The organism is Caulobacter sp. FWC26 (assembly GCF_002742645.2).
Classification (GTDB): Bacteria; Pseudomonadota; Alphaproteobacteria; order Caulobacterales; family Caulobacteraceae; genus Caulobacter.
On the sequence record NZ_CP033875.1, the window covers coordinates 2,381,535 to 2,398,448 of the forward strand.

The 16,914-nt window shown below is 66.5% G+C and carries 13 protein-coding genes; 8 read left to right on the top strand and 5 right to left on the bottom strand.

Features of this window, described 5'->3' with window-relative positions; all coding sequences use genetic code 11:
- Positions 1 to 30: 30 nt before the first annotated feature.
- Genes CSW63_RS12895 through CSW63_RS12905 form a run of 3 tightly spaced genes read right to left on the bottom strand, consistent with a single transcriptional unit; the run spans position 31 to position 3,618 of the window.
- Positions 31 to 1,482 carry a bifunctional ADP-dependent NAD(P)H-hydrate dehydratase/NAD(P)H-hydrate epimerase gene (locus CSW63_RS12895; protein WP_062099910.1) on the bottom strand — a complete coding sequence of 484 codons (1,452 nt, stop codon included), beginning with the start codon at positions 1,480 to 1,482 and terminating at the stop codon, positions 31 to 33.
- Positions 1,483 to 1,492: 10 nt separating this feature from the next.
- Positions 1,493 to 2,062, bottom strand: coding sequence for a histidine phosphatase family protein (locus CSW63_RS12900; RefSeq protein WP_062099920.1), 570 nt, complete (start codon positions 2,060 to 2,062; stop codon positions 1,493 to 1,495).
- 5 nt (positions 2,063 to 2,067) lie between these two features.
- Positions 2,068 to 3,618: an acetyl-CoA acetyltransferase gene (locus tag CSW63_RS12905; RefSeq protein WP_082749829.1), complete on the bottom strand. Its 1,551-nt coding sequence runs from the start codon at positions 3,616 to 3,618 to the stop codon at positions 2,068 to 2,070.
- 236 nt (positions 3,619 to 3,854) lie between these two features.
- Between CSW63_RS12905 and CSW63_RS12910 the strand changes: the two genes are divergently transcribed.
- From CSW63_RS12910 to CSW63_RS12920, 3 genes are all read left to right on the top strand, one after another.
- The gene (locus tag CSW63_RS12910; protein WP_062099908.1) at positions 3,855 to 4,193 is read left to right on the top strand and encodes a P-II family nitrogen regulator; all 339 of its coding nucleotides are present in this window, start codon (positions 3,855 to 3,857) and stop codon (positions 4,191 to 4,193) included.
- A 44-nt stretch (positions 4,194 to 4,237) separates the two neighbouring features.
- On the top strand, positions 4,238 to 5,647 hold the full coding sequence (gene glnA / locus CSW63_RS12915) for a type I glutamate--ammonia ligase (protein WP_062099907.1): 1,410 nt from the start codon (positions 4,238 to 4,240) through the stop codon (positions 5,645 to 5,647).
- 294 nt (positions 5,648 to 5,941) lie between these two features.
- Positions 5,942 to 8,122: a TonB-dependent receptor gene (locus CSW63_RS12920; protein ID WP_168193651.1), complete on the top strand. Its 2,181-nt coding sequence runs from the start codon at positions 5,942 to 5,944 to the stop codon at positions 8,120 to 8,122.
- Positions 8,123 to 8,181: 59 nt separating this feature from the next.
- On the opposite strand, the gene CSW63_RS12925 is transcribed toward CSW63_RS12920, so the two are convergent.
- The gene (locus tag CSW63_RS12925) at positions 8,182 to 8,577 is read right to left on the bottom strand and encodes a putative quinol monooxygenase (protein WP_062099905.1); all 396 of its coding nucleotides are present in this window, start codon (positions 8,575 to 8,577) and stop codon (positions 8,182 to 8,184) included.
- A complete protein-coding gene (locus CSW63_RS23395; RefSeq protein ID WP_168193581.1) occupies positions 8,564 to 8,776 on the bottom strand; it encodes a hypothetical protein in 213 nt (70 codons plus the stop codon). The genes CSW63_RS12925 and CSW63_RS23395 overlap by 14 nt, the downstream gene beginning before the upstream one ends.
- Between CSW63_RS23395 and CSW63_RS12930 the strand changes: the two genes are divergently transcribed.
- From CSW63_RS12930 to CSW63_RS12950, 5 genes are all read left to right on the top strand, one after another.
- On the top strand, positions 8,745 to 10,214 hold the full coding sequence (locus CSW63_RS12930; RefSeq protein ID WP_062099904.1) for an amidohydrolase: 1,470 nt from the start codon (positions 8,745 to 8,747) through the stop codon (positions 10,212 to 10,214). The genes CSW63_RS23395 and CSW63_RS12930 overlap by 32 nt on opposite strands.
- Complete coding sequence (locus tag CSW63_RS12935; RefSeq protein WP_062099903.1) at positions 10,214 to 11,566, top strand: amidohydrolase family protein; 1,353 nt, start codon at positions 10,214 to 10,216, stop codon at positions 11,564 to 11,566. Before CSW63_RS12930 ends, CSW63_RS12935 begins: the two co-directional genes overlap by 1 nt.
- A 105-nt stretch (positions 11,567 to 11,671) precedes the next feature.
- On the top strand, positions 11,672 to 13,777 hold the full coding sequence (parE, locus tag CSW63_RS12940; protein WP_099503512.1) for a DNA topoisomerase IV subunit B: 2,106 nt from the start codon (positions 11,672 to 11,674) through the stop codon (positions 13,775 to 13,777).
- Between the two features lie 247 nt (positions 13,778 to 14,024).
- Positions 14,025 to 14,477, top strand: a complete 453-nt coding sequence (locus tag CSW63_RS12945; RefSeq protein WP_062098510.1) for a hypothetical protein — start codon at positions 14,025 to 14,027, stop codon at positions 14,475 to 14,477.
- A gap of 236 nt (positions 14,478 to 14,713) precedes the next feature.
- Entirely contained in the window at positions 14,714 to 16,906 is a 2,193-nt protein-coding gene (locus CSW63_RS12950) for a DEAD/DEAH box helicase (RefSeq protein WP_099503510.1), read from the top strand.
- Positions 16,907 to 16,914 lie beyond the last annotated feature (8 nt).

The window sequence follows — 16,914 nt, forward strand, 5'->3', positions numbered from 1 at the left end:
ACGGGTTACGCGTCGGACGCGCAAGTCCGCTCAGCGCTCTTGGTACAGACGGGCCAGGATCGCAGGCGCCAGGCCCGGCAGATCCTCAGCGATGAGACCGGGGCCATGCAGAGCGCCGCATTCGGCGTGAATCCAAGCGCCGGCGCACGCGGCCTCAAAGCTTCCCATCCCCTGCGCGAGCAACCCGCCGATAAACCCGGCCAACACATCGCCCGAGCCCGCCGTCGCCAGCCAAGGCGATCCGTTGAGCGATACCGCCGCGCGACCATCCGGCGCCGCGACCACCGTGTCAGCGCCCTTGAGCAAGACGACCGCACCTGCCGTTCTCGCGGCCTCGCGGGCCGCCAGGATCCGATCCGAGGACCGAGCAAGCAGACTCGGAAATATCCGTTCGAATTCGCCCGGATGAGGGGTGAGGACATCGTCCCGATCGAGACAGGCGAACAACTCGCCGGGATCGTCTCGAAAACTCGTCAGCGCGTCGGCGTCCGCGACGAGGGCTGCGCCCGTCCTGGCCAGGGCGCGGAGATTTCGCGCCGTAGCCTCGCCAACGCCGGCGGCGGGACCAATAATGACTGCGTCGGCCCTCTCGGCCCGAAGGGCGAGATCCGCGTCCGACTCGAACGGCGCCAGCATCACGGCTTCGAGGTGGGCGGCGTTTACCGGCAGCGCGGAATGCGGCGACAGCAGGGTCACCGCCCCTGCCCCAATCCTCAGTCCCGCTCGGGCGGCGAGCCGGGCGGCGCCCGTGTTCCAAGCCTCCCCGCTCACCACCTTAAGCCGGCCTCGACTATGCTTGTGAGCGTCGATAGCGGGCCAGGGATATCGCTGCGCCCAAAGGCTAGGATCGTTCTCGAAAAGCGCGATGTCGCCAACCGTGGAAAGGCCGATGTCCGCGACCAAGACCTCGCCACACGCTTTTCTTCCCTCGACCAGAACGTGAGCCGGCTTCCGGCGATGGAAAGTGACCGTGACCTGCGCCGGAAAGGCCGTGTTATCCAACGGTGTGCCCGTGTCGCCTGCTATGCCGGAGGGCGTATCCACGGCCACGATCGAAAAAGCCCGCGCCGAGGCTATCCGCGCGAGTTCCGCCACCCCGCCTTCGAGCGGGCGAGACAGGCCAGCGCCAAAGATCGCATCAATATAGAGCGTCTCCCCCGAGCCTTCGCAGGACAACGGCTGGACCTCACCCCGCCATCGTGACGCCGCCCAACGGCAGGCGTCCGTGGCTGGCGCATAGGCCGCTTGAACAACGACCGGCCAGCCATGCTTGCGCAGATGGCGCGCCGCGACATAGCCGTCGCCCCCATTGTCGCCAGGCCCGCACCACACGACGACGGGGCGCCGGTGATACCGCGCCCGAACCGCCTGCGCGACCGCCGCGCCTGCGCGCTCCATCAGAACCGGCGTCGGCGTTCCCGCCAGCACCGCAGCGCGGTCGCACGCGGTCATCTCGGCGACGGTCAGGATTTCTCGGGCCACGGGTTTTCTCTCAAAGCACTTGGCTCTGAGCTTCTCGCCCTTTCTCGACCAGGATCAAGCGCTCGCCTTCAATCTCAAACACCGTCCGGGAACAGTGGTCCGGCCGAAAGGCCATCACTTCGGGACGGCCGGCCGCCACCGACACAGCGCCGTTGAGCGCGACGAAATGGCTGAACACCGCCGCGCCCCCGTACTCCCGGAGCACTGCGGCGACGCTCTGGATCCAAGCGGTGTAGTCGAGGTCGCCGACGATCTCGTCCCACCGCCCGGCAAAAGCCGCGCGCAGCCAGCCGGGTCTCTCCTCGGGCGACAACGCCGCAGGGGTCGGGATCTCGCCGACGCGAGGGTCAATCTCAACTTCGACGCCGAGCGCTCGGGCCAGGGGCTCGGCGGTCTCGCGGCATCGTCTAAGCGGCGACGAGACGACGCGTGTCGGACGCTGATCGACCGGCAGCGCCAAGATAGAGTCGGCGACGCTCCTGGCCTGCGCGGCGCCGACCTCGTCCAACCCTGGATCATCGTCGGCGCCGCCCCAGGTGGAGGCCGGCCGACCATGGCGGATCACATGCACAATCTTCATCAGGATCAATCCGGAACAAACAGATTGCGAACCCCATCGGGGTGAGGCCCGACGGTCCCCGTGCGTCCGACACCCTCGCGCGCCTCAAGGTCGCGCAGCACCGAAGGGTCATCCGGAGTCTGCGCCACGAACCGGCGGCCTTGGGCGTCGCGTCCGATGACAATGCCCATGCGCACCCCCTCGCGCCCATGGACTACGGTGTACGTCTCGATCACCGCCCTGCCTTCGGGCTTGTCGATGATCTCCGGATGCGGCAGCGCGTCGATCTTGGCCTGGATAACCGAGGGCGGCTCACGCTCCCATTTCCCGGTTATTGGCCTCGTGGAATAAATTCCGACCGACTGCTTGGTCAGGAACCAGCCGTTGGCGGTGGACAGGCCGTAGGCGCCTGGCCGCTCTCGTAATCGCGTCACCATCTCGGCGATCGCGTGCAGCGCGTAGTTGTTGCCCGGTCCGCCGAAGTAAGGAAGGCCGCCGGTGATGGTGAGCCCACGCGGGTCGTCGAGCGGCAGGCCGATTTCTTCCGCCCCAATGCGCACCGCCGAAGGGAAGCAGGAATAGAGATCGATGATGTCGAGGTCGCCCAGCGCAATCCCCGCCATCTGCAGCGCGCGTTCGCCGGTCAGACGCATAGCGGGGCTGGAGTAATAGTCTTGGCGCTCCAGCGGGTACCAAAGATCCGAGGCGTCCGCGCAGCCGTGCAGATGGACCCACCTGTCCTCCGGCACGCCCAACTCCCGCGCCTTGCGCGCGCTGGCGATCAGCACCGCAGCCGACTGATCGACCTCCATGATCGCATTGAGATACTTGGGATAGGGATAGCCGACCATGCGGTTGCGGTCGGTGACCGTCACCAGTTCCTCGGCCGTCCGTTCGATGGGGAACCAAGCATAGGGGTTCGCGGCTGCGACCTTGGTGAACGGCGCGAAAAACGCCCCCAGGCGTTGTTGGTGCGCCTCCAGCGAAACTCCGTCGCGGGCGCGCAGCGCGTTCTCGAACAGGGGATAGGTATTGACGGGATAACCGAGGCCATGCGCGGCCTCCTGGGGCGTGACGCCTGGTCGTGGATCACCGATCCGCGCCGGAGCCGTTTCGATATCGTCACCCCACCCGTCAAAGCCGAGGTTTCCTTTCATGCGCTTCATCAGCGATCCCAGGAATTCGGCGCCCGCCACAAGCGTGAGGTCCGACTCGCCGTTGGCGATGCGCTCGCAGGCGATGTTCACGGCCTGTTGCGGGCTATTGCCGCCTGTCTCGGTGTAGACGCTCCAGCGCGGCGCGGCCGACAGCGCGCGCGCGAGCGAGGCGGGCGGGTTTTTCAATCGCGGCAGGGGAAGCTTCGAAAGTCCGCCCGGCGCGTCAATGCTGAAAGCCACGACCGCCAAAGCGTCGAGCGAAGCAAAAACCGTCTCCGGAAGCCCCGCGTCGCGAACAGCCTGTTCCGCCGCAACTTTCAGCAGTTCGAGCGGCGACGGCGAACTCGCGGCTTCCCCTCGATAGGTGAATTGTCCCGCACCGATCAAAACCGGCGTGTCGTCGCGCATATCCGCCCCCATTCAAACGTTCGTTGGGCGCGATCGTAGGCGTCAAATGGAGCCCGGCAAGGGCAATTGACGGCGGTTTCCGATTTGCTTGAACAATGGGCATTCGACGCCTGCCATTTAATCACATGCCCATAACTCAACCGTTCGGTCATATTTGTCGCGAGCGGTCGCTTGCGAGGGTTCGGGCGGCGTGATGGGTGCGCCTCAGTGAAGGCGGTTCGCCGCCGACGGGCCCGAAAGTGGAACCGATGAAGAAGATCGAAGCCATCATCAAGCCGTTCAAGCTGGATGAGGTGAAAGAGGCCCTGCAGGAGATGGGCGTCCAGGGCATGACTGTGCTCGAAGCCAAGGGCTATGGCCGTCAGAAAGGCCACACGGAGCTCTATCGCGGCGCTGAGTACGTCGTGGACTTCCTCCCCAAGATCAAGGTGGAAGTCGTTGTCGAGGACAGCCAGTTGGAGCCCGCGTTGGAGGCCATCACCCGCGCCGCCCGGACGGGCCGTATCGGCGATGGCAAGATTTTCGTCTCGGACATTGCGGAAGTGATCCGCATCCGAACCGGAGAAAGCGGCCCGGCCGCCGTCTAGGCCGGGATCGTCAGCAGCTAAAGAGTTCTACAAGGGGATACGGAATGAGCACCGCCAAGGACATCCTGAACCTGATCAAGGAAAAGGACGTGAAGTACGTCGACGTCCGCTTCACGGACGTGCGCGGCAAGATGCAGCACGTCACCTTCGACATCGATCTGGTTGACGACGACTTCCTCAACGACGGCACGATGTTCGACGGCTCGTCGATCGCCGGCTGGAAGGCCATCAACGAGTCGGACATGAAGCTGCGCCCCGACCTGTCGAGCGCAATCATCGACCCGTTCTACCAACAGACCACGCTGGCGCTGTTCTGCGACGTCGTGAACCCTGACACCGGCACCCCGTACAACCGCGACCCGCGCTCGATCGCCAAGGCCGCTCTGAACTACCTGAAGTCGGCCGGCGTGGGCGACACGGTCTACTTCGGCCCGGAAGCCGAGTTCTTCATCTTCGACGACGTGCGTTGGTCGACCGCTCCGCACGACACCAGCTACTCGTTCGACTCGACCGAACTGCCGGTCAACTCGAACAAGCAATACGCCGAAGGCAACATGGGTCACCGCCCGGGCCCGAAGGGCGGCTACTTCCCGGTGAACCCGGTCGACAGCTGCCAGGATCTGCGTGGCGAAATGCTGGCCGTCATGGGCGAGCTGGGCATGAAGCCGGAAAAGCACCACCACGAAGTGGCCCCGGCCCAGCACGAACTCGGCCTGAAATTCGACACCATGGTCACCATGGCCGACCGGATGCAGCTCTATAAGTACGTCATCCACAACGTCGCTGCGGCTTACGGCAAGACGGCCACCTTCATGGCCAAGCCGATGTTCGCCGACAACGGTTCGGGCATGCACGTGCACCAATCGATCTGGCAGGACGGCAAGCCGCTGTTCGCCGGCGACAAGTACGCTGGCCTTTCGCAAGAATGCCTGTGGTACATCGGCGGCATCATCAAGCACGCCAAGGCGATCAACGCGTTCTCGAACTCGACGACGAACTCGTACAAGCGCCTGGTGCCCGGCTACGAAGCCCCGGTGAAGCTGGCCTACAGCTCGCGCAACCGCTCGGCCTCGATCCGCATCCCGCACGTCGACAGCCCGAAGGCCAAGCGCCTGGAAGCCCGCTTCCCCGATCCGATGGGCAACCCCTATCTGACCTTCGTCGCCCTGCTGATGGCCGGCCTGGACGGCATCATCAACAAGATCGATCCGGGCGCTCCGGCCGACAAGAACCTCTACGACCTGCCGCCCCGCGAGCAGAAGAAGATCCCGGAAGTCTGCGGCTCGCTGCGCGAAGCCCTGGAAAACCTGGACAAGGACCGCGCCTTCCTGAAGGCCGGCGGCGTCATGGACGACGACTTCATCGACAGCTACATCGAGCTGAAGATGGAAGAGGTGATGCGCCTGCAACTGCACCCGCACCCGGTCGAGTTCGACATGTACTACAAGTGCTAAGCGCCTAGGGCTTAGGACAAAAGCTAAGGGGCCGGAGAGTGATCTCCGGCCCCTTTTTCGTTTCGCGCTCAGCGAGCCCGCTTCAAAAGTAGAATAACTTATTACTTAATGGGCGCCCGCTGAACAAAATTGTCGCAAGTTCGCAACATTGCCGACGCAATCGCCCGCAAGGTCCTGAAAAGACGTGATGCGCGATATCTCTCGGGCGGAAACTTGGCCTATCGCAGCGCAAACGGAATCGCCGCCAACGCCTGGATTACAACTCAGCGACGCGGCGTCTCGACAGGACATCTCATGCACAGCCTCAATAGCTCCCTTCGTCGCACCCTGACGCTCTCCTGCGGCGCCGCCGCGCTGGTCACGGCGATGGCCGCCGCACCGGCGGCTTTCGCCCAGGACACCAAGGTGGGCGAAGTCATCATCACCGCCCAAAAGCGCAGCGAAAACCTGCAGGACGTTCCGGTCTCGGTGGCCGCCATCAGCGGCGAGCGTCTGCAATCGACCTTCGCGGCCGGCGACGACATCCTGGCGCTTTCGGCCAAGGCCCCGGGTCTCTACGCCGAGTCCTCGAACGGCCGCGTGGCGCCGCGCTTCTACATCCGCGGCCTGGGCAACGCCGACTTCGATCTGGCCGCCTCGCAGCCGGTGTCGATCATTCAGGACGAAGTCGTTCTGGAAAATGTCGTCCTGAAGAGCTCGCCGCTCTACGATCTGGACCGCGTCGAAGTGCTGCGCGGCCCGCAAGGCACCCTGTTCGGCCGCAACACCACGGCAGGCATTGTCAAGTTCGACACCATCAAGCCGTCGGAAGAAATGAAGGGCCGCGCTTCGGCGACCTACGGTAGCTTCAACACCTTCACCTTCGACGGCGGCATCGGCGGCGCCCTGGTCGAAGGCAAGGTCGCGGCGCGCGCCTCGGTGCTGTTCCAGCATCGCGACGACTGGATCGACAACGGCTTCACCAAGAAGAAAAACGTGATGGGCGGCTTCAACGAGCGCGCCGCCCGCCTGCAACTGCTGTTCACCCCGAACGAAAAGCTGGACGCGCTGTTCAACGTCCACGGCCGCGACCTGGACGGCACCGCCGCCGTGTTCCGCGCCAACGTGCTGACCAAGGGCTCGAACAAGCTCAACGCGAACTACAAGCGCGACACCGTCTACTTCGACGCGGGCGCCAACAACCCGCAGAGCTACAAGGGCTACGGCGCGTCGGCCAACATCGGCTACGACTTCGGCTCCGCCAAGCTGACCTCGATCACCGCCTATGAGAACACCCACGGTTTCAGCCGCGGCGACATCGACGGCGGCAACCCCACGGGCCCAGGCTTCATCCCGTTCCAGTCGGACACGCAGGACGGCATCAAGGACCTGGATCAGTGGACCCAGGAAATCCGTCTGGCCAGCAACACCGACGGCGCGCTGAGCTGGCAGGTGGGCGGCTTCTACTTCGACACGAAGTACGCGATCCAGACCAACCCCTTCTTCGCGCCCGCCACGACTCTCCAGCAGAAGAACACCGCCTGGGCCATCTTCGGTCAGGCGTCGTACAAGGTCAGCGACCAGCTCTCCGTCACCGGCGGCCTGCGCTACACTGACGACGACAAGGACATGAAGGTGCTCTCCGGCCCGAACATGGCCGCGCCGGTTTCGGTGTCGGACTCGCAGGTCAGCTGGGATCTCTCGGCGTTCTATAACGTCAGCGAGGACGTCAGCGTCTACGCCAAGGTGGCCTCGGGCTTCCGCGGTCCGTCGATCCAAGGCCGTGACATCGCCTTCTTTTCGCCGGCCTCGGCGGCGAAGTCTGAAACGATCATGTCCTACGAACTGGGCCTGAAGAGCGAGCTCTTCGACCGTCGCGTTCGCCTGAATGGCGCGGTGTTCGCCTACACGATCGACGATCCGCAGTTCAGCGCGGTCGGCGGCGGCAGCAACTCCAACCGCCTGATCAACGCCAAGAAGGGCGAAGCCTACGGCCTGGAACTGGACAGCGAATTCGTGGTCACCCCGAACTTCGTGATCACCGCCGGCTACAGCTACGCGCACACCGAGATCAAGGACAGCAGCCTGGCCGTGGCCGTCTGCGCGGCTTGCACGGTCACCGATCCCAAGACCGCCGCCGGCGCCGCGCTGGTCAACGGCAACCCGTTCCCGAACGCGCCGAAGTACACCTTCGACTTCACCGCGCGTTACGCCTATCCGGTCGCCAGCGGCGAGCTGTTCGCCTACACCGATTGGAAGGTGCAGGGTTACACGAACCTGTTCCTCTACGAGTCGAAGGAGTTCTACTCCAAGGGTGACTTCGAAGGCGGCCTGAAGCTGGGCTACGCCAACAAGGAAGGCGGCTGGGAGGTTGCAGCCTTTGCTCGCAACATCACCAACGAGAGCAACATCAAGGGCGCCATCGACTTCAACAACCTGACCGCGTTCGTCAACGAACCGCGGGTGGTCGGCGTTTCGATCGACGCTCGTTTCTAAGTCGAGCGATTTTGCTGGACGGGGAAAGGCCGTGGAGCAGTCCACGGCCTTTCTTTCGGTTAGGCCTGCAGACCGTGCCCCCCGACGGGCGTCGTTTCGAAACGTTGCGGGAAGCCTGCGATGATCGGCCTGGCCTTAGCGATCGCGGCCTGAACCGCCGGTAGCTTCAACGAGGCTGAATGCGCCTGCATGTCGGTCCAGACCTCCGTAATCCAGATCGCGTCGGGATTGGTCGGGTCGGTGGCGAGCACGTAGCTCAAGCAACCAGGCATCTCAGCCGTCCCGTCGCGAAGAATCGCGAGTAGGTCATCACGCTTGCCGGGTACGGCGAGCATCTGACCAATCAGTCCATACATGGGCGCTTTTCCCTCAGCGGCCTTGGAAACAGTAGGACACGCGATGGCGGCCGCACCGCCGGCCAGCACATCCCGCCGGCCAAACTCAGTTTTGCTCATCCAGGCCCCCTTTTGACGCTTCGGCCATATCGGCATTGACGCGCAAACCGGCGCTTGAGGCGCCGCGCAAGGTTTTTGCTGACGAGCGAACTCTTCCGCGCCGTTTAACTTGATAACGCGGTTCTTTTCGTCTGTCCTTCCGCCCTCTTCGAGAGTCGGGGTTTTTCATGATGAGATGGCGTTCCGTGGCGATGGCCACCAGCCTGCTCGCGCTTGGTCTTACGGCCTGCGCGACGACCGGGACCGGCGGTCCCTCCAAATCGTCCGCGCCCGCCAAGCCGGCGGAGAAGGCCGAGGTCAAGCCGCTGCCCAAGGGTCTGGATGGTCGGGCCTCCACGGGCTTCCCGTCGACCTATAAGCCACTCCCCTCCCGCGCGACCGCGTTTGTCGGGGCCACCGTGCTGACGGCGACAGGCCAGCAGATCGAGAACGGGGTGGTGTTCGTCTCCGAGGGCAAGATCACGTCGGTCGGCGGCCCGGAGACGCCAGTCCCGGCGGACGTCGTCGTGGTCGACGCCAAGGGCAAGTGGATCACGCCCGGCATCATCGACGCGCACAGCCACCTTGGCGTCTATCCCTCGCCCGGCGTCTCGGCCCGTTCCGATGGCAACGAGGCCACCGACCCGAACACCGCTCAAGTCTGGGCGGAGCATTCGGTCTGGCCGCAGGACCCGGGTTTCAACCGGGCCCGGGCAGGCGGCGTGACCACGCTTCAAATTCTACCGGGCTCGGCCAACCTGTTCGGCGGCCGCTCGGTGACCCTGAAGAACGTCCCCTCGCTGACCATGCAGGGCATGAAGTTCCCCGGTGCGCCCTACGGTCTGAAGATGGCCTGCGGCGAGAACCCCAAGCGAGTCTACGGCGGCAAGGGTCGCAACCCGTCGACGGCGATGGGCAACGCTTTCGGCTTCCGTCGGGCCTGGATCGACGCGGCCGACTACGCCCGTAAGTGGGACGATTTCCGCACCAAGCAGCAGAAGGGCGAGAAGGCCGATGCGCCCAAGCGCGACTTGCAGCTTGAGACCTTGGCCGGCGTTCTGAAGGGCGAGATCCTGGTGCAGAACCACTGCTATCGCGCCGACGAAATGGCCGTGATGATCGATATCGCCAAGGAGTTTGGCTACAAGATCACGATGTTCCACCACGCGATCGAGAGCTACAAGATCGCGCCCGTGCTGGCCAAGGAAGAGATCTGCTCGGCCACCTGGGCCTCGTGGACCGGCTTCAAGATGGAAAGCCTGGACGGCATCGACGCCAACGCGGCGATCCTGGCCAAGAACGGCGCCTGTGTCGTGATCCACTCCGACGACGCGATCATGACCCAGCGCCTGAACCAGGAGGCCGCGATCGCCATGGCGGCCGGCGCCAAGCTCGGGATCAACATCCCGCGCGCCGAGGCCATCAAGTGGATCACGGCCAACCCGGCCAAGGCCATGGGCATCGGCGACAAGACGGGTTCGATCGAGCCCGGCAAGGCCGCCGATCTCGTGGTCTGGAGCCGCGACCCGTTCAGCGTCTACGCCCAGGCCGAGCAGGTCTATGTCGACGGCGCGCTGACCTACGATCGCAAGGATCCGCGCTTCCAGCCCAAGTCCGATTTCGAGCTCGGCCAGCCCGGCCAAGGAGCGTTCAACTGATGATCCGGTCCCTGCTTCTCGCCAGCGCCGCCTGCGTACTGGCCTTCCCCGCGGCGGCCGAAACGGTCGCCATCGTCAACGCCCGCATCGAGCCGGTGTCCAGCGCCGCCATCCCGAGCGGGACCCTGGTGATCAAGGACGGCAAGATCGCCGCCTTGGGCGCCAGCGTCCAGGTTCCGGCCGGAGCCCGCGTCATCGACGCCAAGGGCGGGGTGGTGACCCCGGGCCTAATCGCGCCCTCGTCGAACCTCGGCGCGTCCGAGATCAGCGGCGTACGCGAGACCCGCGATGACGGCACCGGCAATGCGCTCAGCGCGGCCTTCGACATCAGCTACGCGATCAATCCGGCCTCGACCTTCCTGGGCCTGGCGCGGGATGGCGGGATCACCAGTTCGGCCGTCACGCCTGTGCTGTCCGGCTCCGGCGGCGGCGCTCACGAGCACGCCGATGACGGCGTGGTCGAGGAGATGACCGCCGGCGCCCAGGGCGACGGCGATCCGCCGCTGTTCGGCGGCCAGGCGGCCTTCATCCGCCTGAAGGCCGGCAGCCCAGACATCGTCGAGGCCTCCAAGCTGGCTGTCACCGTTTCGCTCGGCGAAAGCGGCGCGCGGTCGGCCGGCGGCTCGCGGGGCGCCAACCTGATCCTGATCCGCTCGGCTCTGGAGGACGCCCGCGCGTTCGCCAACCGCCGCGCCGCGTTCGAGCAGGGCGCCACGCGCGACTTCGGGCTCTCGCGTCTGGACCTGCAGGCGTTGATCCCAGTTGTCCAGGGCAAGACCCCGCTGCTGATCCGCGTCTCCCGCGCCGCCGACATCCGGCAGGCGCTGAAGCTGGCGGCCGATGAAAAGATCAAGATCGTCCTCGAAGGGGTCGAGGAGGGCTGGATGGTCGCAGCCGAGATCGCCAAGGCGGGCGTGCCGGTCATCCTGGATCCGCAGGCCGACCTGCCCGACAGCTTCGAGACCCTGGGCTCGCGCCTCGACAACGCCGCTCGGCTGCACGCCGCCGGTGTTCCGGTGGCGGTCAACGGCTCGCGGGACTTCAACAACCTGCGTCAGGAGCGCCTGAACGCCGGCCTGGCGGTCGCCAACGGCCTGCCCTACCCGGCCGCCCTGGCCGCCGTCACCCTGGTCCCCGCCAAAATCTGGGGCCAGGGCGACAAGGTCGGATCGCTTGAGGTCGGCAAGATCGCCGACGTGGTTGTCTGGAACGGCGACCCGCTGGAGACCACCAGCTGGCCGACGGCCGTGCTGGTCGGCGGCGTCGAGCAGCCCAAGGACGGTCGCCACCAGCAACTGAAGGCCCGCTACGCGGCCAGCGACGAGAGCGGCTACCCGCCGGCCTATCGCTAGGCGCTCCAATCCGCCCCCAGTCCGCTGGGGGCGGATTTCTCTTTTCAGGGGAAGCCGCGACGGCCATACGAGGCCCCCGCGTTCGAATCGCCTAGACTTCCCTTGATGTCCTCCTCCGATAAGACCCCATCCCTGTTTGGTGACGACGACGCCCTGGCGCCGGTCCCCGCCGCGCCGTTCAAGGCCAGCGTGGAGCCGCACGTCGAGGCGACGCCGCGTCCGATGCCCCCGCCCCCGCCGTCAAAGTCCGCGCCCCCGGCCGCGCCCGCCGGGAAGCCCGGCGAATACTCGGCCGCCGACATCGAGGTGCTGGAAGGCCTGGAGCCGGTTCGCAAGCGGCCGGGCATGTACATCGGCGGCACCGATGAGCGGGCCCTGCACCACCTGTTCGCCGAAGTGCTGGACAACTCGATGGACGAGGCCGTGGCCGGCTTCGCCAAGACCATCGAGGTCAAGCTCGACGCCGACGGCTTCCTGTCGGTCAAGGACGACGGTCGCGGCATGCCCGTCGACCCGCACCCCAAGTACCCCGGCAAGTCGGCGCTGGAGGTCATCATGACCGTCCTGCACGCCGGCGGTAAGTTCACGGGCAAGGCCTACGAGACCTCCGGCGGCCTGCACGGCGTCGGCGCCAGCGTCGTCAACGCCCTGTCCGAGCGCGTCGAGGTCACCGTCTGGCGCGACGGCTTCGAGCACCTGCAGGTCTTCGCCCGCGGCAAGCCGCTGGGGCCCATCCAGCAGGTCGCGCCGTCGCGCAAGAAGGGCACCATGGTGCGCTTCAAGCCCGACGACGAGATCTTCGGCGAGGGGACCAATTTCAAGCCCGCGCGCCTCTACCGCATGGCCCGGTCCAAGGCCTATCTGTTCCGCGGCGTGCAGATCAAATGGTCCTGCGATCCCTCGCGGATCCATGACCAGACCCCGCCCGAGGCCACGTTCCACTTCCCCAACGGCCTGGCCGACTTCCTGGCTGAGCGGACCAAAGGCCTCACCACTATCACGCCCGAGAGCTTCTCGGGCCGCATCGAGCGCCAGGGCGAGGCCGGCGCCGTCGAGTGGGCCGTCACCTGGACGCCCCAGGGCTTCGGCGAGCACGACGGCTTCATGCAGTCGTACTGCAACACCGTGCCCACGCCCGAAGGCGGCACCCACGAGAGCGGTTTCCGCGCCGCCCTGACCCGCGGTCTCAAGGCCTACGCCGAGCTCAAGGGCGAGAAGCGCGGCACGATCATCACCGCCGACGACGTCGTCGCCCAGGCCGGCGCGCTGATCTCGGTGTTCATCAAGAACCCCGAGTTCCAGGGCCAGACCAAGGAAAAGCTCTCCACCAGCGAAGCCCAGCGCTTCGTGGAAGCGGCGCTGCGCGACCCGTTCGACCTGTGGCTGTCGTCCAGCCCGAAGAACGCCCAGGCCCTCCTGGAATTCGTCATCGAGCGGGCCGAGGAGCGCCTAAAGCGCCGCAAAGACAAGGAAGTCTCCCGCGCCAGCGCGACCCGCAAGCTGCGCCTGCCGGGCAAGCTGGCCGACTGCGCCGGGAGCGCGGTCGACGGGGCCGAGCTCTTCATCGTCGAAGGCGACTCGGCCGGCGGCTCGGCCAAGCAGGCCCGCGACCGCAAATTCCAGGCGATCCTGCCGCTGCGCGGCAAGATCCTGAACGTGGCCTCGGCCAGCGGCGAGAAGTTCACCGCCAACAAGGAGCTGTCGGACCTGATGCTGGCCCTGGGCGCCCAGGCCGGCTCCAAGTACCGCGAGGAAGATCTGCGCTACGAGCGGATCATCATCATGACCGACGCCGACGTCGACGGCGCCCACATCGCCTCCCTGCTGATCACCTTCTTCTACCGCACCATGCCGGACGTGATCCGCCAGGGGCACCTGTTCCTGGCCCTGCCGCCGCTGTACCGCCTCAGCCACGGCGGCAAGTCGGAATACGCCCGCGACGACGCCCACAAGGACGAGCTCCTGGCCACGGTGTTCAAGGGCAAGAAGCCCGAGATCGGCCGCTTCAAGGGCCTGGGCGAGATGATGGCCGCCCAGCTGAAGGAGACCACCATGGACCCCAAGAAGCGCACCCTGGCCCGCGTCACCCTGCCCCGCCACGAGGAAAGCGTCGAAGACCTGGTCGAGACCCTGATGGGCCGCAAACCCGAACTGCGCTTCCGCTTCATCCAGGAAAACGCCGAGTTCGCGGCGGCGGATCTGGATCTGTAGGTCAGGGAAGCTCCCGTCCTCGTGATGCAGATGGGCCGGGATGGGGTGACTACTGAGCGAAAGCCGCCTTTTGCCCCCTCCGCGCGAAGCCTGTCCCCGGGGCGCGCCAAGCGCGCCCCGGGGGCGCTCCCCCCCCCCGGAGGGGGAGGGTTCCAAAAGGACAAGGCTCGAGGAGTCGGCTTGACCAATCGCATTACACACGTAATCTCAACGTCGATTTTACATGCGTAATCAACGGGAGCCTACCATGCGCATACGCCACCTTTCCCTCATCGCCGCCGCAGCCGCCATCCTCGCCACCCCCGCCTTGGCCTCGACCGCCGTGGCGTCCTCGGACCACAAGCCGTTGACGCTTTTGGCGATCTTCGCGAACGCCGCCATCCCCGTGCAGTTGGTCGCTTTCCTGCTGGTCGCCGGGCTGATCGCCGCTCCCGTCATGGCCGCCATACGACCCGGCGCCCGTTGGCTGACAGCGATCAACAAGAGCGCCCTGCCCCTGGGCTTTGCTGCGGCCGCCTACACGCTTCTGGCCGGCGCGGTGGGGATCGCCAATCTGGGCGCCACACCGAGCCTTGCGGTTCTGGCGCCGGGCCTGGCCGAAGCCCTGATGATGGCGATGCTGGGCCTGCTGACGGCGGGCGTCGCCCGCCTGGCCGCTGAGCTCTCAGCGCGTCGGTCGGACGATCCCGGCGTCGCCTGACCCGCGACAAAACCGCCGTTCACACAACCGCGCTTGCTTTTTGCACCGCAGCAAGCGCATAAGGCCACTCATCGGGCCCCCTTCGTGTCGCTTCGGCGGCGGAAGGGGGCTATTTTTGTTGGAATTCGACCAAGAAGCGGTCCGAGGGAAGCGTTCAAGGCTTCAAAGGGGCCCGATTTGGTCATGGCGCGAGCCGCGCGTGTTTGTGTGCGGCCGCAGACGTGAACTGGACCCTTATGCCCTTCCCTGCCTCCCACCCCGCTCTTGAGCGGGCGCTCGCCGCTCAAGGTTACGCCGAGCCCACCCCCGTCCAAGCCGCCGTTCTGGCCGCCGACGCCGCAGACCGCGACCTGCTGGTCAGCGCCCAGACGGGCTCGGGCAAGACCGTCGCCTTCGGCCTCGCGGCCGCCCCCACCCTGCTGGGCGACGCCGAAACCTTTGGCCAAGCCGCCGAGCCGCTGGCCCTGGTCATCGCTCCGACCCGCGAACTGGCCATGCAGGTCAATCGCGAACTGGGCTGGCTCTACGCCGAAGCCAAGGCCGCGGTGATCAACTGCGTTGGCGGCATGGACGCCCGTCGCGAGCAGCGCGCCCTGAACTACGGCGCCCATATCGTCGTGGGCACGCCCGGCCGTCTGCGCGACCACATCGAACGCGGTCACCTGGATCTTTCCAAGCTGAAGGTCGCCGTCCTCGACGAGGCCGACGAGATGCTGGACATGGGCTTCCGCGAGGACCTGGAGTTCATCCTCGACGCCGCCCCGCCCGAGCGCCGCACCCTGCTGTTCTCGGCCACCCTGGCCCGCGACATCGTCGAGCTGGCCAAGCGCTACCAGAACGACGCCGTCCGCATCGACACCATTGGCCGCAACGAGCCGCACCGCGACATCGAGTACCGCGCCGTGCGCGTGGCCCCCAACGAGGTCGAGCACGCCGTCGTCAACCTACTGCGCTTCTTCGAAGCCCCCGGCGCCCTGGTGTTCGCCAACACCCGCGAGAGCGTCCGCAGCCTGCACGCCAAGCTGCGCGAGCGCGGCTTCGCCGTGGTCGGCCTGTCGGGCGAGCTCAGCCAGCGCGAACGGGCCGACGCCCTGCAAGCTCTTCGGGATGGCCACGCCCGCGTCTGCGTCGCCACCGACGTCGCCGCGCGCGGCCTCGACCTGCCGGATCTGGGCCTAGTGATCCACGCCGAGCTGCCGATCAACAAGGCGACCCTCCTGCACCGGTCGGGCCGCACCGGCCGCGCCGGCAAGAAGGGCGTCAGCGCCCTCGTCGTGCCCTACACCCGTCGCCGCAAGGCCGAGCAACTCTTGTACGCCGCCGGCGTCGAGGCCGACTGGGGCGGCGCCCCCAGCGCCGACTCGATCCGCGAGAAGGACCAGGAGCGCCTGCTCGAGGACCCGATCTTCAGCGAGACCTCGACCGAGGAAGACATCGCCTTGGCCGAAGCCATGCTGGCCAAGCGCACGCCGGTCGAGATCGCCGCCGCGCTGATCCGCACCCGTCGCGCCAAGCTGCCGTCGCCGGAAGACATCTACGACGATCCGCGTCACGGCGCCGATCCCGGCCCGCGCCTGCGCACCGGCGAACCGGGCGAGCGTCCCGAGCGCGAGCCGCGCGTCAGCATGGAAGGCTCGGAGTGGTTCCGGATCAGCGTGGGCCGTCGCGGCAACGCCGACCCGAAGTGGCTGATCCCGATGATCTGCCGCCTGGGCCACATCACCAAGAAGGATATCGGCGCGATCCGGATCTTCGACTACGACACCAAGTTCGAGATCTCGGCCGAGGCGGCGACCAAGTTCGGCGCCGCAGTGCAGGCGACCGTCCGCGAGGACGTCTCGATCACCCCGACGACTGCGCCGGCCCCGCGCGGCGAGCGCCCGCCCCGCGAACCGCGCGACCACGACGCGCCGCGCCGTGAGTTCAAGCCCCGCGCCCCGCGTGAGGACGGCCCTCGTCCGCCGCGCGCCAACGCCCCTGGTTCGCGCGATCACACCCCGCGCCCGTCCAGCTTCGGCGAAGATGGCTTCAGCAACGCCAAGCCCTATGGCCGTGGCGAAGAGCCCAAGGGCGACTACAAGCCGCGCCGCGCGCCGCGCGACAACGACGCGCCGCGTCCGTACTCGCCGCAGGACTCCGAAGGCGCACCCAAGCGCGCCTTCAAGCCGCGCCACGAGGCTGGCGCCGACGCGCCGCGCGAGTACAAGCCCCGCGCCCCGCGCGCGGACGGTGACGCGCCCAAGAAGCCGTTCAAGAAGGCCTTCAGCGACAACGCCGCCGGTCCGAAGCCCTATGCCAAGCCCTACGCTGGCAAGCGCGACAGCGACGCCCCCCCCAAGCCGTTCAAGGGCCCCAAGCCCTTCAAGGCCAAGAGCTTCGACGCCAAACCTGGCGGCAAGCCGGCCGGTAAGCCGTTCAAGAAGAAGTAGCCTAAGCG

What these genes read in the sequence shown, in the direction of transcription:
- parE (WP_099503512.1), top strand. Translation starts at nt 11,672, where the DNA reads ATGTCCTCCTCCGATAAGACCCCATCCCTGTTTGGTGACGACGACGCC.
- CSW63_RS12910 (WP_062099908.1), top strand. Translation starts at nt 3,855, where the DNA reads ATGAAGAAGATCGAAGCCATCATCAAGCCGTTCAAGCTGGATGAGGTG.
- CSW63_RS12900 (WP_062099920.1), bottom strand. Translation starts at nt 2,062, where the DNA reads ATGAAGATTGTGCATGTGATCCGCCATGGTCGGCCGGCCTCCACCTGG.
- CSW63_RS12950 (WP_099503510.1), top strand. Translation starts at nt 14,714, where the DNA reads ATGCCCTTCCCTGCCTCCCACCCCGCTCTTGAGCGGGCGCTCGCCGCT.
- glnA (WP_062099907.1), top strand. Translation starts at nt 4,238, where the DNA reads ATGAGCACCGCCAAGGACATCCTGAACCTGATCAAGGAAAAGGACGTG.
- CSW63_RS12945 (WP_062098510.1), top strand. Translation starts at nt 14,025, where the DNA reads ATGCGCATACGCCACCTTTCCCTCATCGCCGCCGCAGCCGCCATCCTC.
- CSW63_RS12905 (WP_082749829.1), bottom strand. Translation starts at nt 3,618, where the DNA reads ATGGGGGCGGATATGCGCGACGACACGCCGGTTTTGATCGGTGCGGGA.
- CSW63_RS12925 (WP_062099905.1), bottom strand. Translation starts at nt 8,577, where the DNA reads ATGAGCAAAACTGAGTTTGGCCGGCGGGATGTGCTGGCCGGCGGTGCG.
- CSW63_RS12935 (WP_062099903.1), top strand. Translation starts at nt 10,214, where the DNA reads ATGATCCGGTCCCTGCTTCTCGCCAGCGCCGCCTGCGTACTGGCCTTC.
- CSW63_RS12930 (WP_062099904.1), top strand. Translation starts at nt 8,745, where the DNA reads ATGATGAGATGGCGTTCCGTGGCGATGGCCACCAGCCTGCTCGCGCTT.
- CSW63_RS12920 (WP_168193651.1), top strand. Translation starts at nt 5,942, where the DNA reads ATGCACAGCCTCAATAGCTCCCTTCGTCGCACCCTGACGCTCTCCTGC.